20 protein-coding genes and 5 tRNA genes are annotated in these 25920 nt (G+C 41.9%); 16 read left to right on the forward strand and 9 right to left on the reverse strand.

Annotated features, from left to right (window positions below; all coding sequences use genetic code 11):
- Window positions 1-72 precede the first annotated feature (72 nt).
- Entirely contained in the window at window positions 73-600 is a 528-nt protein-coding gene (smrB, locus tag FJ709_RS05710; protein WP_226414271.1) for an endonuclease SmrB, read from the reverse strand.
- Window positions 601-679: 79 nt separating this feature from the next.
- On the opposite strand from smrB, the gene prmB reads away from it, so the two are divergent.
- The 6 genes from prmB to FJ709_RS05740 all read left to right on the forward strand — a co-directional run bounded on the left by prmB (window position 680) and on the right by FJ709_RS05740 (window position 6068).
- Window positions 680-1624 carry a 50S ribosomal protein L3 N(5)-glutamine methyltransferase gene (prmB, locus tag FJ709_RS05715; protein ID WP_226414274.1) on the forward strand — a complete coding sequence of 315 codons (945 nt, stop codon included), beginning with the start codon at window positions 680-682 and terminating at the stop codon, window positions 1622-1624.
- Window positions 1625-1686: 62 nt separating this feature from the next.
- Window positions 1687-2781, forward strand: coding sequence for a chorismate synthase (gene aroC, locus FJ709_RS05720; protein WP_226414277.1), 1095 nt, complete (start codon window positions 1687-1689; stop codon window positions 2779-2781).
- Window positions 2782-3951: an MFS transporter gene (locus FJ709_RS05725; RefSeq protein WP_226414280.1), complete on the forward strand. Its 1170-nt coding sequence runs from the start codon at window positions 2782-2784 to the stop codon at window positions 3949-3951.
- A 64-nt stretch (window positions 3952-4015) separates the two neighbouring features.
- Window positions 4016-5200 carry an ATP-NAD kinase family protein gene (locus FJ709_RS05730; protein WP_226414283.1) on the forward strand — a complete coding sequence of 395 codons (1185 nt, stop codon included), beginning with the start codon at window positions 4016-4018 and terminating at the stop codon, window positions 5198-5200.
- Between the two features lie 4 nt (window positions 5201-5204).
- Entirely contained in the window at window positions 5205-5483 is a 279-nt protein-coding gene (locus FJ709_RS05735; protein ID WP_226414285.1) for a YfcL family protein, read from the forward strand.
- A gap of 3 nt (window positions 5484-5486) precedes the next feature.
- Window positions 5487-6068, forward strand: a complete 582-nt coding sequence (locus tag FJ709_RS05740) for an RNA methyltransferase (protein ID WP_226414288.1) — start codon at window positions 5487-5489, stop codon at window positions 6066-6068.
- Between the two features lie 433 nt (window positions 6069-6501).
- Here FJ709_RS05740 and FJ709_RS05745 read toward each other — a convergent pair.
- The 4 genes from FJ709_RS05745 to FJ709_RS05760 form a co-directional block, all read right to left on the reverse strand.
- Window positions 6502-6578: transfer RNA gene (locus FJ709_RS05745), tRNA-Met, on the reverse strand.
- Between the two features lie 126 nt (window positions 6579-6704).
- Window positions 6705-6781 (reverse strand) — tRNA-Met (locus FJ709_RS05750).
- Between the two features lie 34 nt (window positions 6782-6815).
- Window positions 6816-6892: transfer RNA gene (locus FJ709_RS05755), tRNA-Met, on the reverse strand.
- Window positions 6893-6941: 49 nt separating this feature from the next.
- Window positions 6942-7018: transfer RNA gene (locus FJ709_RS05760), tRNA-Met, on the reverse strand.
- Window positions 7019-7328: 310 nt separating this feature from the next.
- On the opposite strand from FJ709_RS05760, the gene rlmKL reads away from it, so the two are divergent.
- The 5 genes from rlmKL to rmf all read left to right on the forward strand — a co-directional run bounded on the left by rlmKL (window position 7329) and on the right by rmf (window position 13989).
- The gene (gene rlmKL / locus FJ709_RS05765) at window positions 7329-9464 is read left to right on the forward strand and encodes a bifunctional 23S rRNA (guanine(2069)-N(7))-methyltransferase RlmK/23S rRNA (guanine(2445)-N(2))-methyltransferase RlmL (RefSeq protein WP_226415872.1); all 2136 of its coding nucleotides are present in this window, start codon (window positions 7329-7331) and stop codon (window positions 9462-9464) included.
- Window positions 9454-9684, forward strand: a complete 231-nt coding sequence (locus FJ709_RS05770; protein WP_226414291.1) for a glutaredoxin family protein — start codon at window positions 9454-9456, stop codon at window positions 9682-9684. Before rlmKL ends, FJ709_RS05770 begins: the two co-directional genes overlap by 11 nt.
- 1 nt (window position 9685) lies before the next feature.
- A complete protein-coding gene (locus FJ709_RS05775) occupies window positions 9686-11602 on the forward strand; it encodes an ABC transporter ATP-binding protein (protein ID WP_226414294.1) in 1917 nt (638 codons plus the stop codon).
- A gap of 26 nt (window positions 11603-11628) precedes the next feature.
- Window positions 11629-13533, forward strand: a complete 1905-nt coding sequence (locus tag FJ709_RS05780) for a DUF3466 family protein (RefSeq protein WP_226414296.1) — start codon at window positions 11629-11631, stop codon at window positions 13531-13533.
- A gap of 279 nt (window positions 13534-13812) precedes the next feature.
- Entirely contained in the window at window positions 13813-13989 is a 177-nt protein-coding gene (rmf, locus tag FJ709_RS05785) for a ribosome modulation factor (protein WP_226414298.1), read from the forward strand.
- 110 nt (window positions 13990-14099) lie between these two features.
- On the opposite strand, the gene fabA is transcribed toward rmf, so the two are convergent.
- Window positions 14100-14615, reverse strand: coding sequence for a bifunctional 3-hydroxydecanoyl-ACP dehydratase/trans-2-decenoyl-ACP isomerase (gene fabA / locus FJ709_RS05790; protein ID WP_226414301.1), 516 nt, complete (start codon window positions 14613-14615; stop codon window positions 14100-14102).
- 76 nt (window positions 14616-14691) lie between these two features.
- Complete coding sequence (locus tag FJ709_RS05795; RefSeq protein WP_226414304.1) at window positions 14692-16449, reverse strand: S16 family serine protease; 1758 nt, start codon at window positions 16447-16449, stop codon at window positions 14692-14694.
- A 243-nt stretch (window positions 16450-16692) separates the two neighbouring features.
- On the opposite strand from FJ709_RS05795, the gene FJ709_RS05800 reads away from it, so the two are divergent.
- Window positions 16693-16782, forward strand: a tRNA-Ser gene (locus tag FJ709_RS05800).
- A gap of 342 nt (window positions 16783-17124) precedes the next feature.
- Here the strand turns inward: FJ709_RS05800 and FJ709_RS05805 are convergent.
- A complete protein-coding gene (locus FJ709_RS05805; RefSeq protein WP_226414307.1) occupies window positions 17125-17949 on the reverse strand; it encodes a GGDEF domain-containing protein in 825 nt (274 codons plus the stop codon).
- A gap of 285 nt (window positions 17950-18234) precedes the next feature.
- Between FJ709_RS05805 and FJ709_RS05810 the strand changes: the two genes are divergently transcribed.
- The 3 genes from FJ709_RS05810 (at window position 18235) to ovoA (ending at window position 22262) form a co-directional block, all read left to right on the forward strand.
- Window positions 18235-18510, forward strand: a complete 276-nt coding sequence (locus FJ709_RS05810) for a hypothetical protein (RefSeq protein WP_226414310.1) — start codon at window positions 18235-18237, stop codon at window positions 18508-18510.
- A 343-nt stretch (window positions 18511-18853) separates the two neighbouring features.
- Complete coding sequence (locus tag FJ709_RS05815) at window positions 18854-19987, forward strand: MalY/PatB family protein (protein WP_226414312.1); 1134 nt, start codon at window positions 18854-18856, stop codon at window positions 19985-19987.
- A 112-nt stretch (window positions 19988-20099) separates the two neighbouring features.
- Window positions 20100-22262, forward strand: a complete 2163-nt coding sequence (gene ovoA / locus FJ709_RS05820; protein ID WP_264177961.1) for a 5-histidylcysteine sulfoxide synthase — start codon at window positions 20100-20102, stop codon at window positions 22260-22262.
- Here the strand turns inward: ovoA and FJ709_RS05825 are convergent.
- The gene (locus FJ709_RS05825) at window positions 22234-23367 is read right to left on the reverse strand and encodes an ADP-ribosylglycohydrolase family protein (protein ID WP_226414314.1); all 1134 of its coding nucleotides are present in this window, start codon (window positions 23365-23367) and stop codon (window positions 22234-22236) included. The genes ovoA and FJ709_RS05825 overlap by 29 nt on opposite strands.
- Window positions 23368-23736: 369 nt before the next feature.
- On the opposite strand from FJ709_RS05825, the gene nhaC reads away from it, so the two are divergent.
- On the forward strand, window positions 23737-25149 hold the full coding sequence (nhaC, locus tag FJ709_RS05830; protein WP_226414317.1) for a Na+/H+ antiporter NhaC: 1413 nt from the start codon (window positions 23737-23739) through the stop codon (window positions 25147-25149).
- The last annotated feature ends 771 nt before the right edge of the window (window positions 25150-25920 follow it).

Genomic DNA, 25920 nt, shown 5'->3' on the forward strand with positions numbered 1-25920 from the left:
CTATTTCTACAAAGTTGCAGTGAATGATAGGGCTGTTTATCTTGAAAGATTAATAGCCGATTATCTATCGATCTATCTTCGATGTGGCTGATCGCCAATATCAATCAGAATCAGTAACGCTGCATCACCGCCCCATTCTTTAGGTGCTTGATGAAAAGCCTTTACTTTGGGGTGTTGTGCTAACCACATAGGCAGCTGCTGCTTTAATATTCCCATACCATACCCATGCATTACACTGCAGCAAATACTGTTTTGCTTTACGCATGCTTGAATAAGAGCGGCAAGCTCAAGTTTAGCTTCTGATTGCCTTAACCCATGTAAATCAAGCAATAGGTCTGGCACGTAATCGCCACGGCGTAAACGTTTTAACTCTATTTTATCAACGCCGTCGTTCGTCCAGCGCATTGGCCCAGTGACGGGCAATAACGGTTGATAGGTGTCAGAAAAGTAGCTACTTGAATGAAGCTGTAGCTCTTTTATTTCCACTTGCTGTTTGTTTTTTACGGGTTGTTTAAAGTGATGGGCTTGTTGCTTAAGGGGTTTTATACCGGCAACTAAATCACTAAACGACTCGAAATCAGTGATATTTTTGTCATTCATGGCGATATTGTATTGAATTCTAGCCCATCTTAATAGACATCAGTTACAATGCAGCAGAACTATTTTTTAGGAGTGTGTTTTGGATAAAATTTTTGTAGATGAAGCGGTAACCGAGTTACGTACTATTGGCGATATGCTCCGTTGGGCTGTTAGCCGTTTTAATGACGCCGGAATTTTTTATGGCCATGGTACAGATAATGCTTGGGATGAAGCCATTGCATTAGTTTTTCATGCATTACATCTACCGGAAGAAATAGGCCAGCAAGTTATTCAAAGCAACCTAACCAGTAGCGAAAAACATAAAATAGTTGAGCTGATTATTCGCCGTGTTCGTGAACGATTACCGGTTCCTTATTTGACTAATAAAGCCCATTTTGCTGGATTAGAGTTTTTTGTTGATGAACGCGTGTTAGTGCCACGCTCACCGATTGCTGAAATGATTAATAATAATTTCAGCCCTTGGTTATATAACAAACCTGTGCATCGTATTATGGATTTGTGTACTGGCAGCGGCTGTATTGCTATTGCCTGTGCTTATGCTTTTGAAGATGCTGAAGTTGACGCGCTTGATATTAGTGAAGATGCCCTAGAAGTCGCTCAAATCAATATAGAAACTCTAGGCGTATTAGATCGTGTTTTCCCAATTCAGTCAGATATGTTTGCAGCGATTGAAAAAGGGCCACATTACGATTTGATCGTATCTAATCCTCCTTATGTTGATGCCGAAGATATTGATGATATGCCAAGTGAATATCATCACGAGCCAGCCATTGGTTTAGCATCGGGCCGTGATGGATTAGATTTAACCAAGCGTATTCTAGCTAACGCAGCTGATTACTTAACCGAGAACGGTTTATTGGTGGTTGAAGTGGGTAATTCTATGGTGCATTTAATGGAGCAATTCCCTGATGTACCATTCATGTGGGTCGAGTTTGAATTTGGTGGTGACGGGGTGTTTGTATTAACCCGTGATCAGCTAGTTGAAAATCAATCACTTTTTGCCATCTACAAAGATAGTGAATAATGGTGCTGTAATAGTGTAGCATTACGCTATTCAGTTTTTATTTATGAAGGGATAAATGGCGCATGTCAGGAAATAGTATTGGGCAAAACTTTGTCGTCACCACATTTGGTGAGAGTCACGGTGTGGCACTTGGGTGTATTATTGATGGTTGCCCGCCGGGGCTAGAATTAACCGTTGAAGATATGCAACATGATCTTGATCGTCGTCGTCCAGGTACATCACGCTATACGACAGCACGTCGAGAAGCTGATGAAGTGCGTATTTTATCTGGGGTGTTTGAGGGTAAAACCACAGGGACTTCGATTGGTTTATTGATTGAAAATACCGACCAACGCAGCCAAGACTACTCCAACATAAAAGACTTATTCCGCCCTGGACATGCTGATTACACTTATCAGCAAAAGTATGGTCTACGAGATTATCGTGGCGGTGGACGTTCGTCAGCCCGTGAAACCGCGATGCGTGTTGCAGCCGGCGCTGTGGCTAAAAAGTATTTAAAAGCGGTGCATGGCATTGATATTCATGGCTATTTGTCACAGCTAGGGCCGATTAGTGCTGAGTCTATTGATTTAGCACAGGTCGAGAAAAATGCCTTTTTCTTTCCTGATGCGTCAAAGCTTGATGTACTAGATGAATACATGCGTGAGCTGAAAAAGTCAGGCGATTCTATCGGTGCAAAAATTACCGTATTGGCTACAGGTGTGCCAGTAGGTCTTGGTGAGCCAGTATTTGACCGACTAGATGCTGATATTGCCCACGCATTAATGGGCATTAATGCGGTAAAAGGTGTTGAAATTGGTGATGGATTTGGTGTGGTAACACAGAAGGGATCAGAAGGGCGTGACTTGATGTCACCCCTTGGATTTGAGTCAAATCATGCCGGCGGTGTATTGGGCGGCATATCCTCAGGCCAACCGATTGTGGCTAATATTGCCTTAAAGCCAACATCAAGTATTAGTGTGCCAGGTAAAAGTATGACAGCTCAAGGAGAAGTGGCTGATGTTGTGACTAAAGGTCGTCATGATCCTTGTGTGGGGATCCGCGCAGTGCCTATTGCTGAAGCTATGTTAGCGATTGTATTGATGGATCATCTATTACGTCATCGTGCTCAAAATCAAGATGTACACAGCCTAACACCCGTAATCGGAATGCGTTAAATGCCAAGCAGTTCTAGCCCTGAGTTTCAGCTTCGCTGGCTCAGGGCTTGTTATTTTTTCTTCTTTGCTATTCTTGGTGTTCTAGTCCCTTATCTTGGGGTATTTTTTGACGCCCGCGGGTTTGATGCCCAAGAGATTGGTTCATTACTTGCCATACTCATGGCGACGCGGATCGTTGCGCCTAACCTTTGGGCTATGGTTGCTGATAGAACAGGGATGCGTGCCAGTTTGATCAAGCTAGGGGCTTTTTGTGCTGCGCTGACTTTTATCAGCTTTTTCTTTGAAGGTGGTTTTTGGTATCTGGCGATTAGTTTGACTATTTATACCTTCTTTTGGAATGCCATTTTAGCTCAGCTGGAAGTGATAACCCTTGAAACCTTGGGTGACAATGCCAATCAATATGGCGCAATTCGAAGTTGGGGCAGCGTTGGCTACATTGTTTTAGTTGTGCTTGCGGGCGTGAGTATCGAACGTTTAGGGGCAGAGGTATTGCCTTACATCGGCATGGTACTATTTATTGGCCTATTAATATGCTCAATGCCGCTACCTTCAACTAAAGCCGCTGTGTTAAGCGGGTCTGAACGGCCTAAATTAACCTTAGATAAACCAATCATCCTATTCCTATTGTCTGCCTTATTATTACAAATGAGTGTTGGACCTTTCTACGGTTTTTTTGTGCTCTATCTTAAACAAGTTGGTTATTCGGAAACCTTCGCTGGGATCATGGTGGCCTTTGGGGTATTGGCCGAAATAGGCATCTTTTTATACGCTTCAAAATTGATTGGCAAATATGGTTTACGCCTGTTGCTTATTGTTAGTATTGTGCTGACCTCTGTGCGTTGGTTAATTTTAGGGTATTATCCCGATGTCATTTTTATGCTGGTATTTAGCCAAACATTACATGCCTTTACCTTTGGGTTAACCCATGCCGTGTCTATTCAATTTATTCATCGTCATTTTGGTATCCATCATCGCAGTACTGGCCAGGCCTTATATGCTAGCCTGAGCTTTGGTGTGGGTGGTGCGTTAGGGACTTGGGTTAGCGGCTATATTTGGGGCGATGGTAGTGGCGCTGCGCAAGTTTGGTTATTTGCAGCAACTTGTGCCATAGCCTCTGCCGTGGCCGTTATGTTTATTCCCGATATGAATGGTAAAAGCCAGCACAGCTGATGTTGTGGATTCAAATTTAGATCAATTGTTTCATTCAACAGCAATATATAGAGAAGGAGCCGATGTGAAGCCGTTTCGTTTAGGATTACTCATTAACCCATTAGCAGGTTTAGGTGGCAGTGTCGGTTTAAAAGGATCAGACGGTGTTGCCGAAGAAGCATTGGCCAAAGGTGCTGAGCCCAAAGCACATCTGCGCATGCAGCAGGCGTTAGAGCTTGTGTCCGCGTATAAAGATCGCATTCAAATCGTTACTTCGTCTGGCTGTATGGGCGAAGATATCGCTGTTAAAATGGGCTTTAATACTCAGGTTGTGCATCACTGCATCGGTAATCAAAATCAACCTGGTGCAGATCTAAGTGAACTTAATAAAAGCACTCAAAGAGTATTAAATACCACACAGCAAGATACCCGTGACGCAGTAAAGGCATTATTAGATCAGTCATTGGATCTATTACTATTTGCTGGTGGTGATGGTACTGCAAGAGATGTGTACTCTATTGTCGATGATGCTATTCCTGTATTAGGCGTACCTGCTGGGGTTAAAATTCATTCAGGCGTTTATGGCATAACGCCTAAGGCTTCGGGCTTAGTGCTTAAAATGCTGCTGGATGGTGAGTTAGTCAGTTTAATGACCGCTGATGTCATGGATATTGATGAAACGGCATTTAGGCAAGGTACAGTTAAAGCCAAACGCTTTGGTGAAATGTTAGTGCCAGCAGAGCCGCGTTATGTACAAGCGGTAAAAATGGGCGGTAAAGAAACCGATGAATTAGTATTGGCCGATATCGCAGCCGATGTGATTGAGTCAATGGATGATGAGATTTTTATCATGGGCTCAGGCAGCACAGTCGCGGCAATTATGGATGATCTTTATTTAGATAACACCTTACTTGGTGTTGATGTTATTCAAGATAAACAATTAATTGCCACAGATGTAACAGCCCAAGAGTTACTACAGATAACAAGTGGCAAACCAACCAAGCTTGTGATCACCTTGATTGGTGGTCAAGGTCATGTGCTTGGAAGAGGTAACCAACAACTGTCACCCGCATTGATAAAACAGCTGGGTAAAGACAATATTTTGATCGTAGCCACAAAAACTAAGCTAAAAGCACTTGAAGGACGGCCATTAATTGTGGATAGTGGCGACCCAGAATTAGATGTAGCTCTTACAGGCTATTATAAAGTAATAACTGGTTACCATGATTACGTCATGTATCAAGTGGCTAACCCAGATTTGGTGGAATAAACCCATGTTAGAAAAGTATGATGTCGCGATGGAATCTTGGATACAAGAAACCGTTAGCAATGGTGATGATGATGCATTATTTGCCAGTGGTTACTTACAAGGCCATATTGCAGTGGTTTTAGCAAAACTTGAAGTGCAAGCTGATCAAGGTATTGATGCACTCGATAATCAAGTGATTCAGTGTCTTGCGCTGGCAAATGAAGAACTTAATGATGCTGATTATGTATTAGTTGCCCAAGCTTGGCAGCAATTACGCAGTCGTATTGTGTCTGCAGTAGCATAGTTAATGTCACTTACTATATTAGATGATAAACAGCTCGAAACAGCATTTGAGCAAGTATCTGCTCACGTTGCAATTGGGCTGGTTAATCCCAAAACCCCAGTGAATGTGGGCGGGATTATGCGCGCATCGGGTTGTTATGGCGTCAATCAAGTATTTTATACTGGTAGACGTTATGATTTTGCGGTTAAAGCGGATACTCAATATGAAGTTGATAAAAAGCAAGCTGCCAAAACCATTCCACTGAAAGGCGTTGAATCATTATTAGCCCAAGTGCCCAAAGGCAGTAAGGTCATTTGCGTTGATCTTGTGGTGGGTGCGATTCCATTACCGCAATTTATCCATCCAGAGAATGCCTTCTACATTTTTGGCCCTGAAGATGGCACCATTCCCCAGCAGCTTATCGATGCCGCTGATGACGTAGTTTATGTGCCGACCAAAGGGTGTATGAATCTTGCTGCTTCAGTAAATGTGTTGCTGTATGACCGATTAGCCAAATCAACAGTACATCAAACGGATGATAAGCTGATTATCAAAAATCGCGATACTAACAACCGTACCCGCGTGAAGCACTGGTTAAAGAAGTAACCAATAAGTAGGGTGTTTTGCTGTTAATCATCAAGGCACTTTGCTTTCTATGTTGTTTTAATTCCACGTTTTAATTTTCTTACTTCATCCATAAATATCTATTTTTTATCTTCCTAAAAATCCGCAACAATCATCACTAGCTCATTTTTCTAGCGAAGCTTAATCAGCGGTTTTCTTTTGGCGGGCATAAAGTGATGATCCCCGATGAGTTGCTCTTAGGTTTTTGTTTTATCAGTGGGAGTTTTAAAAATAAAGAGGGTGGTGATAATAAATAGATTGCGGGAGCCGGATTACTGTTAACAACAGAAGCGACGACCTTCTTAGGCTTGTATAAAGAGTTGAGCCGGACGAGTTGCTCTAAGACTTTTTTACTATTGTGATAGTGAGATTTTAAAAAAAGAAAGGGTTGTGATTATAACTAAGATTAATAAATTGGTTGCGGGAGCCGGATTTGAACCGACGACCTTCGGGTTATGAGCCCGACGAGCTACCATACTGCTCCATCCCGCGACTGTATTTATTACTTGTATTGCTTTTACATTTAATTTGTTGCGGGAGCCGGATTTTAACCGACGACCTTTGTAGGTAATAAGACCTGAGCCCGACATATCTACAAACTAAACAACACTATTAAATTGGTTGCGGGAGCCGGATTTGAACCGACGACCTTCGGGTTATGAGCCCGACGAGCTACCATACTGCTCCATCCCGCGACTGTATTTATCACTAGTATTACTTTCATCAAATTGGTTGCGGGGGCCGGATTTGAACCGACGACCTTCGGGTTATGAGCCCGACGAGCTACCATACTGCTCCACCCCGCTACTGTATTTGAATCAATTCGTTTATCGTAATCATTTAATAAATGATTATTGGTTGCGGGGGCCGGATTTGAACCGACGACCTTCGGGTTATGAGCCCGACGAGCTACCATACTGCTCCACCCCGCGTCCTATAAAACGCTGCTTTGATGGCTAACATTCTTAACAAAGTTTGTTATGCCCTTCGAAGCGGAGCGAACTATAACGACTGACCTATGGCTTTGCAAGCGTATTTTGAAAATATGCATCTGTTTGCGGGTAAAGTACTCTGTTTGACTGTTTAAATAGCAATTTATAGCCTTAAGCCTTAAAAGAGGCAGTTATCTTATTAACATTAGGTAACAGAAGCGCGACCAAATTAGATAAGTCGTTGGGGATATCCGTTTGAACAGGTATAATGCGCATCAGAATTTATTGAGTAAAGATGACTAGCCAACCCATGTTTAATTTTTTTGCTGCCTCCCCGAAAGGGTTTGAATATAGCCTTGCTTGTGAACTGAAAGAATTCGGTGCGCAAGAGGTAAAAGAAAGTGTTGCAGGTGTTTATTTTTCTGCACCCCTTGAACTCGCCTATCGGATCACTTTATGGACAAGGTTAGCAAGCCGAATTGTGTTGGTTATCTATAAAGGTCCTTGTGAATCACCGGAGCAGTTATATAACGCTGCTTACTGTATTGACTGGCCGTCGCATTTTTCTAATAAGAATACCTTTAGTATCGATTTTCACGGTACCGGCGGTTTTATTAACAACACCCAGTTTGGTGCGTTAAAAATCAAAGACGCTGTCGTTGACCGTTTCCGTGATGATGGTGACAATCGTCCCGATGTTGAAAGGGTTAACCCTGACTTTAAAATCGATGCACATTTCCGAAATGGACAAGTCACTATAGCGATGAACTTTTCTGGTTCGTCTCTGCATCAGCGTGGTTATCGCTCGACTACCGGTGAAGCGCCATTAAAAGAAAACTTAGCAGCTAATATGTTGGTCCGTTCAGGTTGGCAACAGCAACCTGTTACTTTATTAGACCCATTTTGTGGTAGCGGCACCATACTAATTGAAGCGGCGTTAATGGCTTGCGATATTGCACCAGGTCTTAAGCGCGAACGATTTGGTTTTGAGTGTTGGCGCAGCCATAACAAAACCATGTGGGCATCTGTTCTAGAAGAAGCTCACGCACGTGCTACCTTAGGTAAAAGCCGTTGTAACATTAAATTTTATGGCTCTGATATCGATTCTCGCATCGTGTCACTGGCACAGCGCAATGCTGAAAACGCCGGTGTCGATGATCTTATTGAGTTTAATGTTACCGACGTACTCCAGTTAACCCCACCTGAAGCGGAAGGTTTCTTAATTTCTAACCCTCCCTATGGTGAGCGTCTTGGCAGTGTCACTGAGCTATTACAGCTTTACTATCAACTAGGCGACAAGTTCAAAAAAGAATTTGGTGGTTGGAAAGTGGCAATGCTGTGCAGTGATGTAGAGCTTATCTCATCACTAAAGCTTAAAGCCGATAAACAAATGAAAATGTTTAACGGTGCACTTGAATGTGTGTTTAACCTTTATACCCTGCATGCAACAGACACCCGTCGCATAGCGCCTGAGTTACCTGATGGCGTCGATATTGTTGATATTGCCCCCGCGTTTTCTAATCGTATTAAAAAGAATATGAAGCAGTTAGAAAAGTGGGCAAAGAAAGAAAATATCAATAGCTACCGTATATATGATGCCGATTTGCCAGAATATAACGTCGCTATCGACAAATACGTTGATTACGTTGTGATTCAAGAATATTCAGCCCCTGCGACTATTCCAGAAGCGATTACTAAACGTCGTGTGAGTGATGTTTTACTGTCTTTACCTGGTGCACTAGGCATTAGTGCTGACAAAATTACCTTGAAAACGCGAGAGCGCCAAAAAGGCACTAATCAATATGAAAAGTTGGATGAGAAAAAGTTAGAAGTTATCACCCAAGAATATGGCGCACGTTTCAAATTAAACTTAACCGGTTATTTAGATACAGGTCTGTTCTTAGACCATAGAGTTACTCGTAAACTGGTTGGTGAAAAGTCACGAGACCGTAATGTATTAAACCTTTTTGCCTACACAGGAACCGCCTCAGTTCATGCAGCATTAGGCGGTGCTAAATCGGTAACTACGGTTGATATGTCTAATACTTATATTAGCTGGGCGAAAGAAAACTTCAGCTTAAACCGCCTAGCGGGTAGACATTACCAATTTATACAAGCCGATTGTCTACAGTGGATTAAAGAAAATAGCCATAATAAATATGAGCTTATATTTATAGATCCGCCAACGTTTTCTAACTCAAAACGTATGGAAGATAGCTGGGACGTTCAGCGTGACTACGTAAATATGTTGGGTGATGCAATCAAATTGTTGTCACCAGAAGGTGAAATTATCTTCTCTAACAATAAACGTAAATTTAAAATGGATACCGATTTACTCACCAAGATGGGCATGAATGTGGTCAATATCGATGACCAGTGTTTGCCGCTTGATTTTAAACGTAATCCTCATATTCACAATGTTTGGTTAATTACCCATGCCAAATGAGAGTGAATATGTGTTGTATCACACCGAAGGCTGTCACTTATGCGAGTTAGCATTAGCTTTGGTTGAGCAATCTAAAGTGAATTTTAAGCAGGTCGATATTTGTGAAGTTGCAGAGTTAGCTCAGCGCTATGGCACTTCCATCCCCGTGTTTGCTGATGGCCAGCGTGAAATATGTTGGCCTTTCAATGCGTCTGAATTAGCGCGATTTTTAGGAGAGTAGTGTGAGTCTTGTTCGAATTAGTAATGGCTCATTAGCCTATGGTTACACGCCATTATTGCAAAATGCCGATTTTACCATTGAACCCGGAGAACGGGTGTGTATTGTTGGCCGTAACGGTGCGGGAAAATCGAGTTTAATGAAAATTTTGTCGGGTGATGTATTACTCGACGATGGCGAATTTAACATCACTAATAATGTGAATGTCAGTCGCTTACAACAAGACCCTCCTAAAGCTGAAACCGGCACCGTTTATGCGTATATTGCCGCGGGTTTACAAGAAGTTGGTGAAGCATTAGAGAAGTATCATCAATTGTCTCACGACATCGCCGATGCATCGCCTGAAGAAATGGATCGTATGCTAAAGGAAATGCAGCCTCTTCAGGACATTCTTGATCATAATAATGGCTGGCAGCTAGATTCTCGCATCATGCAAACCTGTGAACTACTTCGCCTAGATGCGGATAAGCCATTATCAGAATTGTCAGGTGGCTGGCAGCGTAAAGTTGCGTTGGCGCGTGCGTTAGTAAGCGAGCCAGATTTATTATTACTTGATGAACCAACCAACCATTTAGATATCGATACTATCGAATGGCTTGAGCAGTTTTTAATGAATTTTAAAGGCGCTATTGTGTTCGTCAGCCATGACCGTGGTTTTATTCAACGTATGGCGACTCGCATTGTCGATTTAGACCGAGGCGTGGTGACATCTTGGCCAGGAAACTATCAAGCATACCTTGATGGCAAGATTGAATGGTTAAGAGTTGAAGCAGAGAAAAATGCTCAATTTGATAAAAAACTCGCAGAAGAAGAAGTCTGGATAAGACAAGGTGTTAAAGCACGTCGTACTCGTAATGAAGGACGAGTGAGATCCCTTGAAGCATTACGCAAAGAGCGTGGAGAGCGTTTAAATCGTCAAGGTAATGCTAAAATGGCCGTGTCAGATGGCCAACGTTCAGGTAAGTTAGTGTTTGATATTCTTAATGTTGATTACAACATTCCAGAGAAAAACTTAGTTAAAAACTTCAGCTCAACTGTCATGCGCGGTGACCGTATCGCCTTAATTGGCCCTAACGGTTGTGGTAAATCAACCTTAGTTAAATTGCTAATTGATCAATTGAAACCGCAATCTGGTGAAATTAAAGTCGGCACCAAGTTAGAAGTGGCTTACTTTGATCAGTACCGTGAAGCACTTGATCCTGAAAAAACCGTTGAAGAAAACGTCGGTGAAGGTAAAAGTACCGTCACAGTAAATGGACAAGATCGTCATATTTTAAGCTACTTACAGGATTTCTTATTCTCGCCTATGCGTGCAAGAACGCCAGTGAAAGCCTTATCCGGCGGAGAGAAAAACAGGCTCTTACTTGCGCGCTTATTCTTACGTCCAGCAAACTTAATTATTCTTGATGAACCAACAAACGATCTTGATATTGAGACCTTAGAGTTGTTAGAGTCATTACTGACTGATTTCGAAGGCACCTTATTAATCGTCAGCCACGATAGATCATTTATCGATAATACAGTGACAAGTAGCTGGTGGTTTACTGGAAATGGCCATTGGAGTGAGTATGTTGGTGGTTACCAAGATGCAGTGTCTCAAGGGGCAAAATTTTATTCTGAGGAACCTGCGGCAGAAATCGTTGTCCAAGCTCCAGCGGTTAAGGAAGTCGTTCCAGTTAAGACACCTGAAAAGCCAGCAAAAAAGCTGTCTTATAAGATGCAACGTGAGCTGGATGAGTTGCCCGCTAGAATGGAACAGTTAGAGCAAGAAATAGCATCCTTACAAGCAACGACGAACAATGCTGACTTTTATAATCAGCCACAAGATACGGTTAATAACGCATTACAGCTATTAGCGACAACCGAACAGAATTTAGAAAAATGTTTTGAGCGATGGGAAGAGCTTGAGTCATTAAAATAAAGAATAATAAAACAGGAATAGTTTACATGAAGTTAAAGTTAGACAGAGCCTTATCATTGGTTGCTATTGGTGTATTAAGCGTTATTGGCAGTACACAAGCAGCTTCTGTATATGAAATTGTTAATTTAGATGAAGTGACTTACGATTTACGCGGTACGCTCACAGGCACTCGTTCAGGTTATGCGTTAGGTGTTGATAATAACGACGAATTAGTCGGTATTTCTAAGGGCAAAAAGAAGCTCAGCACTGAAGATATTGAAGGCGGCATCATAGATGTTGAAGATGGTATAGCACCAGCCGAACAAATTACTTATTCAATTTATAAACCAATTGAGGCAAATAACTTTACCTTTACTGCTGCTGCCAATGCTGCTGAAGCATGGAAACCTGCTTTTTTTAGCATCGCAGGTACGACTGCTCCCGGCACGTTAGATGCGGAAGGCGAGCAAGTCGTCAATTCAGTGGATAGCTATTTTTACGGCATGAATAGCAGCGGTGTTAAAGTTGGATCCTTTAGTGCGCCAGAACAACAAATACCTTATGAAGGTACAATAGCAGATCAAGAATATTGGTATATTCGTGAGTTTGAGCTGCGTGGTGTGGCGGTGAACTCCATTAACAGTCCTGCTACTGAACTGTCTTTGGTGCCTCCTTATACCACCTTTACGCGTGAAGAGAGCGGTGACAAACCCGCCGCAACTGTTGAGTTAGGCGGTTGGTCATCGGCGTCAGCGGTTAATGAAAATAATATTGCAACGGGTTACGGCAGCACTGAGCTGGCTTCATTCAGTAAAGACCGAGTCAACCTTTGTATTGATAATTTCAATCCAGATGCAGATAATCCATCACCTGTTGATGTTTGTGTTCAAGCAGATCAATACCCTATTAATAACCGTCGTAACATTCAATATCAAACCCGTGCCCTTGTGTGGGATTTAAATAATATTGATGCTGAAGGTAAGCCTTTAGTTACTGAATTACCTTTGGGGTTAACTCCAGGCGAGTCAACTTTTGTATTTACTGCCCAAGGTCTAGGTATTAATAGTCAAGCAGATGTTGTTGGACGCTCCCATGTTTATCGCAATGGGGATACTAATAATTTACGTCAAGATGCTGCTTTTTGGAAAAAAGATGCAAATGGTGTGTATCAATATAATTGGGTTGATTTTAAAGATAACGATATTTTAGCCTCAATGTCATATGATATAAATGATGATGGTTTAATGGTTGGTAGTTACCAAAAGTACATCGGCGGCTATCTACGTAGTAAGTTTTTCATTTTTGACACTAATAACACAACAGAGTTACCCGTCACTCCTGATGATTTTAATATAGGACTTTCAGATCTTAGTAGCAAAGCGAAAGACATTAATAATAAAGGTCAAGTAGTGGGTCAAATTGAAGTGACTTACGATAAAGAAAAACCTAGACCAAAAGCGGGTTTCTTATATAATCACGCAGACAAAGAATTTTTAAACATTAACAATCTTTTGGTTTGTGAATCAAAAGGTTATGAGTCTTCTGGTGATTCGTGGGCTCGTAAGAAAATCACTATTCAAGATGGTACAGGAGAAGAGTTAACTTACGATTCAGAATTTTATGTCGTTGAAGCTAATAGTATTAATGAAGATGGTACTATTGTGGGTACCGCATTTATTAGAAAACCACAGTATCAATTTGATCTTCTGGGCAACTTAATCATCAATGAAGAAAACGGCCTACCTTATTTTGCGTTAGATGGGAATGGTAATCCGGTTACATCTTATCTTCCTCGTATGGTGGTGTTAAAACCGACTAGCGGTGAAGCGTGTAGTTACACTGATGTACCAGAAGAAAAACCTTATGTGCGTCAAGGTGCAGCAAGTTTGGCATGGTTATTTGCGCTGCCACTATTATGGTTAAGACGACGCAAAGTCAAATTAGCTAAGTAAGCGTTAATCACTCTAGCAGCTTGTTGAACTCAGTTAAACGCTGATTTACGCTATGTGCTGATACTGTTATTGAGTAGACTATGAAACATAAAAAATCGAGAAAATATTCTCGATTTTTTTTTATTTTTATTCTCAATATGTTAATTAACCTTCACTCTAATTGATGATTTTTTGTGTTGATCTTGTTTGAAAAACGAGCTATTTCTATTTGTCTGGCTTGTTTAATACAACGGGTTTTAAGTATAGCGAGTCAGTTTAATCACAAACGAGGACGCTTACATGAAAAGACAAAAAAGAGATCGTTTAGATAGGGCTTTTTCAAAAGGGTTTCAAGCAGGGATAGGAGGACGCTCTAAGGAATTGTGTCCCTATGCTGGTTTAGACCCTCGGTCGCAATGGCTTGGCGGTTGGCGTGAGGGCATTGATGGCAGGTTGAATGGGCTGTTTAATAAATGATCTGAATCATTTGTGGATTATATAGACCAAAAAATGCCCTCACTTTGAGGGCATTAACATAGTCAGCTAATTAGACTTGTTGAGATCATTAATATTCAATTTTAATTGAGTTAGAAAGTAGAAGTGTCGCTAAACACACCCACTTTTAAGTCTTTCGCTGAATAGATTTGACGACCATCCACTTCTAATGTGGCATCTGCAATACCCATAACCAATTTGCGATGAATAGTACGTTTAATATTAAGTCTGTAGGTCACTTTTTTTGCATCAGGTAAAACTTGTCCTGTAAATTTCACTTCACCGACGCCTAATGCACGGCCTTTACCATCAGCGCCTTCCCAGCCCAAGTAAAATCCAACTAATTGCCACATAGCATCTAAGCCTAAGCAACCTGGCATAACAGGGTCAGTGATAAAATGGCAATCAAAAAACCATAAGTCTGGATTGATATCGAGTTCAGCAACGATCTCGCCTTTACCAAATTCACCGCCATTATCATTAATAGTGACAATGCGATCCATCATTAACATGTTGTCTACAGGTAAACGTGGGCGATTAGGACCGAGTAGATTGCCGTGACCACATGCGATTAGTTGTTCCTTGGTAAAACTGTTTGCTCTTTCCATTTTTCTCAATACCACTAGAATGACTTTTTGATGCAGACAAGATAGCGAACACGTGTAAGCTAAACAACTCCGATCACTAAATAATGCCTAATTTTGCTAATATTTTTGCAAAAAAGTTAAGTTCGACCTCGTCTCCGTGCCCTGCAAGACGATCGAGTCGTTGTTGTACCATGCCGTATAAGGTTTCTGGTGGAAAATCATTATCTTCATTTGCTACACCGGCAGGGATAGTCATCAATAATTCAACAGCTTGATCCATGTGCTCAATGGCGTAAATATGAAACTTTTCCTCGGCAATGGCAGCTATCACTTCAGGTTCAAGGTTTAATTGCAAAATATTCGCTTTAGGAATAATGACACCTTGATCACCAGTTAAACCTCGGCGAGAACATAAATTAAAGAAACCTTCAATTTTCTCATTCACGCCGCCGATAGCTTGTACATTACCAAATTGGTCTAATGCACCTGTGATAGCTAAAGATTGTAAAATCGGGTGTTCTGCAATGGCAGACATTAAGCAGCAGTACTCCGCTAATGAAGCACTGTCACCATCAATTTCTTGATAAGATTGCTCAAATACAATATTGGCATTTAAATGAAGCGGCGCATCACGGCCAAATATGCGATACAAACAGGACGAAAGTATCATCATGCCTTTTGTATGAATATTGCCTCCAAGCTCAGATTTTCTTTCAATATCCGCAATTTCTCCATCACCATAATGAACTGATGCCGTAATACGGGCAGGTTCTCCATATGAGTAGTCGCTCGTATCGATAACCGTTAATGCATTGATTTGCCCAACCATAGCCCCTTCGGTAGGGAGGTTAATAAAGTTATCATCAAAACTTTGGGCTGAATAAATTTCTGAACTATTGTGACGAAACTTGAGTTGCTGTAAAGCTTTAGCCACAGCATTACTGTTTATACCATTACCCTGTTTGTTACTTGGCAGGCTAGGAATAAAAGCCTTAGCTTGAAGCATTAAAGATCGCATGCCTATCATGTTCAGACTTAATCTTTGTTGATGCTCAATGAGTCTAGAACTGTACCAAAGTAACGGTAATATGCTTGATGTTTCAAGCACTACGCCTTGTTTATTGGCTAATGTCGCTAACCACTGCACATATTGCGTTTCTGAATGTTTGGTTAAATCTAACTCATAACTGATTTCAGCTAATATTGGAAAATGCTGACTAAATAATCTGTCTTCACTTTGTAAGTGACTAAAAGAGATACCCGAGCCCACTAGTATAATTTTGCAGTTTAATGGAATAGGGGCTAAATCTTGATTAATACGATACTCACCATCAGAGAGAATTTGTAACAACAACTCCCATAGACCTTCGCGTTTCCAAATTGACTGCAAACAAATAAACACAAAATGATTAGATGCTAATGCCCCTGCTTTATATTGACTATTTTTATCGGTCTTTTGCATTTTTCCAATCAGGTCATTACGTCTTATAGGACCTTGTAAATAACAAAACAATGATTGTTGTTTAGCGATTGTGCCAACATTTTCAGGGGGACGCTGCGGCTGCCATTTAAATTTAACCGGCTGGAGATCTTCTGTTGATTTTGTTGCAACTAGATATTGATCCGCAGGAGTATCAGCCTGTGTACATAATGCTTCAATAAAATCTACACGGTCCACACCTGGGAAATCAGCTAGAAACAGATTTTGCCCGCTCACTTTATTCATTAATTTAAAGCTATCAACAACTCTATCCTGACCCAGCAATAAGTGACTTGGATAAAAAGTACTCGGTACCTCTTTAGGTACATGAAATTGTGGTGCCAGTTTGGCACTAGGAAGCAATGTTAGATTCATAAATTAATAAGTGGACGATATACTGGAAAATAATGACTCAAATAGTAGCATAAAGCGCTGTAAAGTCTTTAAATGAATCGCCTAGCAAGTTAACTGTTATTAAGGGATACAAGCTCAAGTAGGGTGGTTTTGTCTCTTTTTGCATAAAAACACATCATAGTGGTTAAATGGTAAACATTTAGATTTTTTTTTAAAGTTTATAGTTTACAAGCACCAGAGATACTTATATTATTCAGCTCGTTCGGAGGGATGGCAGAGTGGTCGAATGCACCGGTCTTGAAAACCGGCAACGGTTTATCCCGTTCTAGGGTTCAAATCCCTATCCCTCCGCCACATTCTAATGAAGAGGCCTTATCGAAAGATAAGGCCTTTTTATTTGGGCTAAAAATAGGAATTTAAACCTCTGGGTTCCTATTTGTGACAAGCAAGCTATCCCTCCGTAAGATTCAAGACAAATATAAAAAATAGGAATAATGGGTATTGTGTTTCTGGCATTTGATGCTCTCGATAAGGACTTACTTAGACACTTAAGCTGTTAGTCATTGAATTTACAGTATCTGAAAGGATGCTAAGAGTATTACCCAAGGCATTTGTAAACTTGCTAACTTAAACTGAGATAATGATGACGAGCCACTGAATAGTCGCAAGATTTAATTGATTTTTATCACCAATGCCTCAATCTGAGACATTTTTATTTGCCGGTGAAAAATGCGTTTCATAGAGGCAATATATTTTTTTGTTACGCTTAGCTTGATACATGGCAATATCAGCATGGTTGAGTAAATGTTTACGATTGGAACCATGGCGTGGGTATTCAGCAATACCTATGCTTACCCCAACATGAATAATGTGCTGTTCATAATTTATTGGTTGGCCAATGAGCTGGTGCAGCTGCTCAACAAAGACCTGACCATGACTAGTAAAGCTGCCAAGTAATAACACTCCCAATTCATCTCCCCCAAGCCTTGCTACGACAGCATTTTCTGGTAAGCAGCTACGAATGCGTTCAGCGACAGATATTAATACTTTGTCACCGCACTCGTGCCCATGAGTATCATTGATCTTTTTAAAATCATTTAAGTCGAGTATTAAGCAGCAAAATATATGATTGTCTTGGATTATTTGTGAAAGTTTTTTATAAAATACGATCCGATTGGGTAAGCGAGTCAAGGGATCGTGATGTGCCTGGTGTAAATGTCTATTAGCTTGTTCGACAAGTAAATGAATGGTTTTTTCACTCATGCGAGTAATAATAAAAACAAAGCCCCCTCCGCCACAAAAGACTAATGCCACCACTATTTCCAATTTGGTCGCTCGGTGATCGCTTAACATGTAGAGATAACCGAGGTAACCGACGATAAAAGCAAAAACTAGCCCGAGTAAAATACGCCACCCTAGCTGCTGTTCTGTGGGTAAACGGCTAATCGACAATGTAGGTCTTAGAGATAGCAGTAAGAGTATTAGACCTATAAGAATAGGGGCTTGGGCTAGGCTATTCATTTATTCTCCCTTATTGAGGTTGGTCAACCTCAATAAGTTACTGAAACGTTAAAAAACTATAGAAGATGCATCGAAAGGCTGCAAGTGAAGATACGTTCGGTGCTTTCTTATCTGGAAGAATAAAGTGATTTATATCGGCTCGCATTTGCTTCAATCGTGCTGCTTAAATCGTACCACCCATGATTCTGTGTCGAGAACCTACGGCGCACAAGGCTGGTTACTTGAACGGTTGACGGCCAAAATGGCACTAATTGTTTTGCTTGTGGCAGCGCAGGCTGACCTTTAGTGATAACAGAAGCCAATGGCAATGATATTAAAGTAGCCTATAAATGCTTTGGTCATAAAAACAAACTGCATGACATCAACCAGGGGATAACTTTATTTGGCTACAACGCCTTAGGTGAGCTGGACAAGCAAAAGGCCTCATCAGCAATGATGAGGCCTTTTTGTTTGGGCCAATATAGGACGTTGAAGCTATGGTTTCCTCTTTGTGAAAAGTTAGCTATCCATTCGCTACATTCCAAGGTTGTTTCATTTTTGACTTTATTAACTTGGCAGTGATTTATGTAAGAGTGTCATCACTGCGAGTGATGGTTTAAGCTAATTTTCATATCAGAAATGACTTTGGCTAATGGGTCTGACAGCTGCATGTAAGGGTTCTATTTGATGCTAATCAGCAATTTTTTGGGGTATTAATGTCTGACTTGTTTTGACTTTGTCATTTAAATAGAGGTACGGCTAACTATAATACTATTTTATGTACTCCCTCAGACAAAAAAGCATGTAATATTAACAAGTTCTTGGGTTATTTTGACTTGTGTTTTAACCTAAACCAAAGGTTAATAGTCATAGCTAAATCGGCTGTTTTCTGCAGACTGCTAAATTAACGTTCAAAGGACCCGCAATGAACTTCAGTGATAAACCTGACCGCACATCGTCAAAAGCCCATAAATGGGAAAAATATAAAGGTACCGATATACTGCCTATGTGGATCGCTGATACTGAGTTTCGCTGTGCTGAGCCTATTTTGTCTGCCTTACATCAGCGAATTGATGATGGCCTGTTCGGATATACCTCACCGGCTCACGATACCGATGCCTGTGAGGCCGTTGTGGCGTGGTGCCAACGTCAGTATAACTGGAAGATTGATCCTAGTTGGCTAGTCTGGACTCCGGGTGTGGTGCCGGCTTTTAATGTGGCTATACAAGCATATTGCCAAGCAGGGGATACGATTATCGTACAAACACCCAATTATCCTCCTATATTGGCAGCACCTGCAATTAATCATCTCAACCGAACCTGTATAGGCTCGATAGAAGTGGAAGGTCGCTGGACACTTGACTTTAATGCCTTAGAAGCGGCTGCCGCGGATCCTAAAGCCAGCTTATTTATTATGTGTAATCCAATGAATCCGCTTGGTACAGTCTTAAATCAAGCCGAACTAGACACAATTGCAGCAATATGCACAAAGCATGGCGTCATGCTGTGCTCGGATGAAATACACTGCGATTTAATTTTAGATGACGTGCCACATTTGCCCGCCAGTGCGCACCCAGAGTTAGCTGAGCATTCAGTGACATTAATGGCTGCGAGTAAAACCTTTAATATCGCGGGATTAGGTACCTCTTTTGCTATTATTCCCAACGAAAAATTAAGAGCAGCCTTCAACCATGCTGCCCGCGGCAGGTTACCATCGGTAACCGTCACAGGGCTTACCGCTACTAATGCAGCCTTCAGGCATTGCGATGACTGGCATCAACAACAGCTGGCTTATTTGATAGAAAATCGCGATTATTTAGTGACTGAAGTCAACAAAATTGAAGGGTTAAAAGCTATATCACCCGCGGCGACTTTTTTACTCTGGGTTGATGCGAGCGGTTTGCAAGTCAACGATACGCAAGCCTGGTGTGAAGCCAAAGGTGTTGGTCCATCAGCGGGCAGAGACTTTGGTGATAAAGACTATTTTCGATTGAACTTCGGTTGCTCACGAGATTATTTAGTCGAAGCAATTAAAAAACTGCAGGGCGGAGTCGTTTAACCACAAGCAAAATTTTTTGCGGATAATATCAATATAAAGTAAAAAAGTTGAGCCTTTATCCAGTAGTTAATCGTATGACTATAGAATAAAAATTTAAGGAACGTGTTTCAGGATGACCTTACCTATACAAAACGCTCAAGAAATGGCTAAACGATCCGCAACGTTCGTTGAACCTGGTGCATTGCGCAGAACCCCTAAACTCAGCAGTGGCAGTGTGGATGACAAGCGCAAAGAAATCGCGCTTTACTTCACTAATACCTTCGATACCTATTCGCAACTGTTTGATTGTTTGCGCGACGATGCTGGTTTTTATCAAAAACCTATCCCCTTGCGCCACCCGCTTATTTTCTATCTTGGGCATACGGCCACTTTTTTCATCAACAAGCTACTATTAGCAAATCTGATCCCCGATAGGATAAATCCTCATATGGAGTCAATTTTCGCTGTGGGTGTTGATGAAATGAGCTGGGATGATTTGTCCGAGGACAGTTATGACTGGCCCAGTGTTGCTGCGGTAAAAGACTACCGCGCTAAAGTACGTGCCACAGTATTAACATTAATTGATACCTTGGACCTTGTGCTACCCATTGATTGGGAAAATACCTGGTGGCCTATCGTCATGGGTATTGAGCACGAGCGTATTCACCTTGAGACGTCGTCGGTACTCATTCGCCAGCATGAACTGGCCAAAATCAAGTCATTACCTCAATGGCCTGCTTGCAAAGAGACTGGCCAGGCGCCAAAAAATAAATTGATAAGCGTCGCTGCCGGCTCTGTTAATCTTGGAAAATCCTTTGATAGTGATGTCTATGGCTGGGATAACGAATATGGCCAACATCAGGCAGAGGTCGCTGAATTTACAGCCAGCCAATATTTAGTCAGCAATCAGGAGTTTCTCGAGTTTGTTGAGGCCGGTGGTTATGAGCAAAATAGTTTCTGGAGCGATGAAGGCCTGGCTTGGCGACAATTTACTGAGGCGAAACATCCAGCATTTTGGCGTTGGCACAATGGCTGGCGTTTACGCCTGATGACCGAAGAAATTGATATGGCCTGGAACTGGCCTGCGGAAGTTAACTACCATGAAGCGAAAGCGTTTTGTGAATGGAAAACAGTAGATACTGGGCAACAGATCCGCATGCCAACGGAAGACGAATGGTATCGCTTATGTGCAGAAGCGGGCGTCGAAGAGCTAGGTAATAGTAAGGCCGATGCTAACTTGCATCTTGACCATTTTGCCTCATGCTGCCCGGTAACGCGCTATCAACATGGTCATTGGTTTGATGTGGTGGGCAATGTGTGGCAATGGACTGAAACGCCTATTTACCCGTTCGATAACTTTAAAGTACACCCACTGTATGACGATTTCACCACGCCAACTTTTGATGGTAAACACAATCTAATCAAAGGCGGATCATGGATTTCAAGTGGTAACGAAGCACGCCTTAGTGCACGTTATGCGTTTAGGCATCACTTCTTTCAGCACGCAGGATTTCGCTATATTGCCTCTAGTGTTGAAGCGTCTTCTCCTAAGGCTTATTACGAAAGTAATCAATTATTGTCAGAATACGCAGAGTTTCACTTTGGTGACACCTGGTATGGCGTAGATAATTTCCCTAAAGCCTTAGCTGATATTGCACTTGAGGCAATGAAGGGTAAGCCCACAGTCAAAGCCCTTGACTTAGGCTGTGCGTGTGGTCGAGCAAGTTTTGAGTTGGCCCGTCAATTTGATGAAGTAGACGGTATTGATTTCTCAGCAAACTTTACCCGTCTAGCGGCTCAAATGGCGCAGCAAGGTGCAGTGCGTTACGCCCGTGCTGAAGAAGGCGAATTAGTGAGCTATCATACTCGTACCTTGCAAGAATTAGGGTTGCAAGCTTATGCAAACCGCGTAGCATTTCATCAAGGCGACGCCTGTAACCTCAAACCCCAATTCACTTCTTATGATTTAGTACTGGCAGCAAATTTAATTGATAGGCTCTACCAGCCGAGCCGTTTTTTGGCGGATATGGCACAGCGTATCAATGACGGTGGCTTGCTGATTATTGCATCGCCTTACACTTGGCTGGAAGAACATACACCCAAGGAAGAGTGGATAGGGGGTTTCAAAAAAGATGGCGAAAACTACAGCACATTAGATGGCTTGAAAGATCAATTATCAAGCCACTTTAAGCTAGTAGGTGAGCCGCGAAAAGTCCCGTTTGTGATCCGTGAAACTCAGCACAAGTTTCAGCATACCTTGTCTGAACTTACGGTTTGGGAACGCTTGCCACGCTGATAAGTTTCTCAATTTCGTCAGCAATCAATTTTTGGTCTACCAGTTGTTCAAACCAGCTGGTGGCCACAGTATCGCTTTGCAATCCAAGCAAGGTTCCCAGCACTATGCCGCGATGTACGTTGTCGCCGCCTAAGTTAGTATTCACTCGCAGTGCTTGCCAAGGATCATGTTGGTATTTACAGGCCAGATACAAGACTATGGGCCAGGAATCTGAAATATAACATGCCCTTGAAAACACTTGGCCGACGACCTGATTGTCGGGCATGTTACGTTTTAACAGACTGGCTAAATTAGTACTGGTTAGGCCTATACTTGCTTCAAGTAAAAGTGCTTCAGCGCCGGCCTCATCCGGGCCATCCAACAGACCACACAAGAGTTGCACGTAGCTATCACATACCTGCATTAAAGATTCATCAGGATGGGTCAATGCCAGATGCGCTCGGCAGGTAATCTTTATTTCGGCTTCGCTTATGCCTTTAAGTCGTTCTGAAAAAACCAAGGGCGCTATGGTTACCAATGCACCTATGGATGCGGTGTCGTGAGTTATCATCCCACAATTTTCAGGCTTGCGTCCCTGCGCCAAGTTAGCAAAAAATCCTCTGTGGTAGGACTCTGCATAAGTATCGGGATGAGTGGCGGGAGTCATTGTCATAAAGTCAATGTAGGCATTAACAAATGCTTGTCGATCGTAGCGTTGTGGCGAATGCGCCAGGGTGCGCATCAGCACACGAGCGCAATGGGCGTTAAGGGTGTTTTCACCCGCCAGCATGCCTTGATGATAATGCACATTCGGTTTGTCCCAAAACTGCGCCTTATCTTTTAAAATTATATCGCCTATCACTTGCGGCGGCTGATCGTGAGCGGCATGTCCCTTAGACGACCTATCATTGGATTGTCGCCCTCCTTTGTGTTTAGAGTGCAACGACATAATAGATGAAGGATGAAACTCAGGTGCGGCTTCAAAGCGCTGAATACCACCCGTAAAAGCACGCTCTATTTCTATTGGTTGATAATACCAATGCACCGGCATGGCCAAAGCATCAGCAATAAAGCTTGTTTTAAGTGCCCAGGTAACGCGAAGTAGCTGAGAAGGGTTGTGATCCATGGTAATGCCTCTTTTACATGGAATAAAACACGCGCAAATACATTATATACCGCAACAATAGCTTACGAATCGATAACGAATGGGTAATTTTTACCATGTTAATATTGATTAAAAACGTATGTAGTAATCCTTGATACGTCATTTATACCAGACTAGATGTTTTTTTAAGGTAATAGGCTAAATTTACTTCGCAAACAATCTTCACTCAGACAAGCGCAACAGTTTTTTAGCCAGCTTTGTCTTTGGCGCTAAACGACCACTTACAAAAGATGAAAGGTTTATTTTTGATATCCTGCTTGTTTATAGTTTACCCAATTACTTGTACTGATATACTCAGCTTCATCCCAATTGTTACCATAATGTGTGCCAATGTCTGTAATTACGCCTAACTTACCCCGTAGCCCTAGTTTTTTGCAGTCTCTTATCTGTTTTAGCGTGATTATCATCACCATAGCGGGTGGACTTTTTGGTCTAGGGATCAGCCTGCATACACTAATGTTTCTGTGCCTGTTGTGGGTAGGACTCAACGCTTTTAGTCTTGGTTACGGCTATATACATATACGTGAGTTGATGACTAACGCCCTCACCAGAGCCATGCCTGCCATCTATATATTTATATTGATCGGTATGGTGATTGCTAGTTTTATGCACAGTGGCACCATCGCCACACTTATTTATTATGGCCTTAGCTGGCTGAGTCCGAGTTTGTTTTTGGCTGTTGGTTTATTACTGTGCGCCTTGATGTCGCTAGCAACTGGAACATCTTGGGGGACAGTCGGCACCTTAGGTGTGGTTTTTATTGGCATCGGTTCTGCCATGAATATTCCCCTACCTTTGGTTGCCGGTATGATTGTCTGCGGTGCCACCTTCGGTGATAAAATGTCGCCGATTTCAGATACCACAAACCTTGCTGCTATGAGTGCTGGCACCGATCTTTATCGACACATTTACGCCATGCTGTTCACTACAACGCCGACTTTTATCCTCACTTTTTTAATATTTTTAGTGATCGGATTTAACTATGGTGAGCAAAATCTAGACTTGGCAGAGGTCACCTCAATTCAAACAGCACTCGCCAACAATTACAGCCTTACGCCGCTGATTACCTTGTTACCTCTGATTTTACTCGCGGTGCTGAGCATTAGAAAAGTGCCCGCTGAAGTGACTATGTCATGCAGCATTATACTTGCCGTGCTAATTGCGATTTTTTATCAGCAAGAAAGTGCTATCTCTGTGCTTAATGCACTGTGGGAAAATACACCGGAATCAACGGGTATCTCCAGTTTAGATGCTTTGCTCGGTCGCGGCGGCATTAGCAGTATGAGCTGGACCTTGCTGCTGGCGTTAATGGCTATCGCGCTAGGCGGAATTTTGCACGGCGCGGGATTTCTTAGCGCACTATTAGCTGGCATCATAAAAAGAGTGCAGCGCACCGCTACCCTTATTGCGACAACAATTATGTCCGGCTTCTTAGGTAACATTGCTATGGGCGAGGCCTATATTTCGATTATTCTAAGTTGCCAACTGTTTAAGCCTAAATATGAGCAACAAAATTTAGAGCCAGCCATTCTTTCGCGCTCAGTTGAAGAAGGGGCCACTATGACCACAGGTCTTATTCCGTGGACTACGGCCGGTGCCTTTTATACTGCCACACTAGGGGTAGATGTACTTGACTACGCGCCCTATGCTTTTTTCAACTACCTTAATGCCATTGTAGCAGTGGCAATGGCAGCCTTTGGCATTGGTCTTCTCAAACTGAAAACGAAACCTGATGTGGCATAAAGGATATTGATATCATATAAACCCTCCGGTTTTTTAGTGTTAATAAGGTAAAATTTAAGCCAATGCTTGAGTTGAATCGACCTCGGAGGTGTTTAATATTCGTAGACGATGTGGAATATTATTCCTTTTGACTAGGGGAATATATGAGTGTCTGATTTTCTGACCGAATCGATAAATTCAGCTTTACTACTAGCTCCAAGGTCGAGGAATTCATAGTGACATCAAGCACTAATACATTGACACTATTTCCCAATGTTCATGCGCTGCTTGAACAGCTTCTTCTATTTTTAAGACTTTATAACTCATGCAGAGTCGATATTCTAGGCCAATAACCTTGCCAGTATAGAGTCTAAAATTTTTAGCCATAACGATATTAATCAAACCTTTCTAACGCGAAAAGTCGCCTTCAGTTTCAAACTTTTAAATACACAAGATTGATGAGGTTCGATGCGCCCATGACCTCTCTCTATCTGGTTGCTACCCACAACACTAGATTGTTTTAGTGAGAGTGTTTTTTGTATGAATTAGCGAAGCTTTCACTGATTGCTTTTAACGGCAAGCTTAGGCAATCAGCACCTTGCGCCATAATCATGCTGTAATTGAGCATACAGTGAAAGCCTGCTTCAATAATTAACCAGCAAGCAGAGGATAAAACGTCTACTTTAATAAAGTGGACCGCAAAAATCCTACTTTTACGTGGAACTAGAGATAACATAATAACTGCGACACTTTTACTTTTATGTAAGATTATTGTTTTATTTAGTTCAACAA

It is taken from the genome of Shewanella glacialimarina, from assembly GCF_020511155.1.
Classification (GTDB): domain Bacteria; phylum Pseudomonadota; class Gammaproteobacteria; order Enterobacterales; family Shewanellaceae; genus Shewanella; species Shewanella glacialimarina.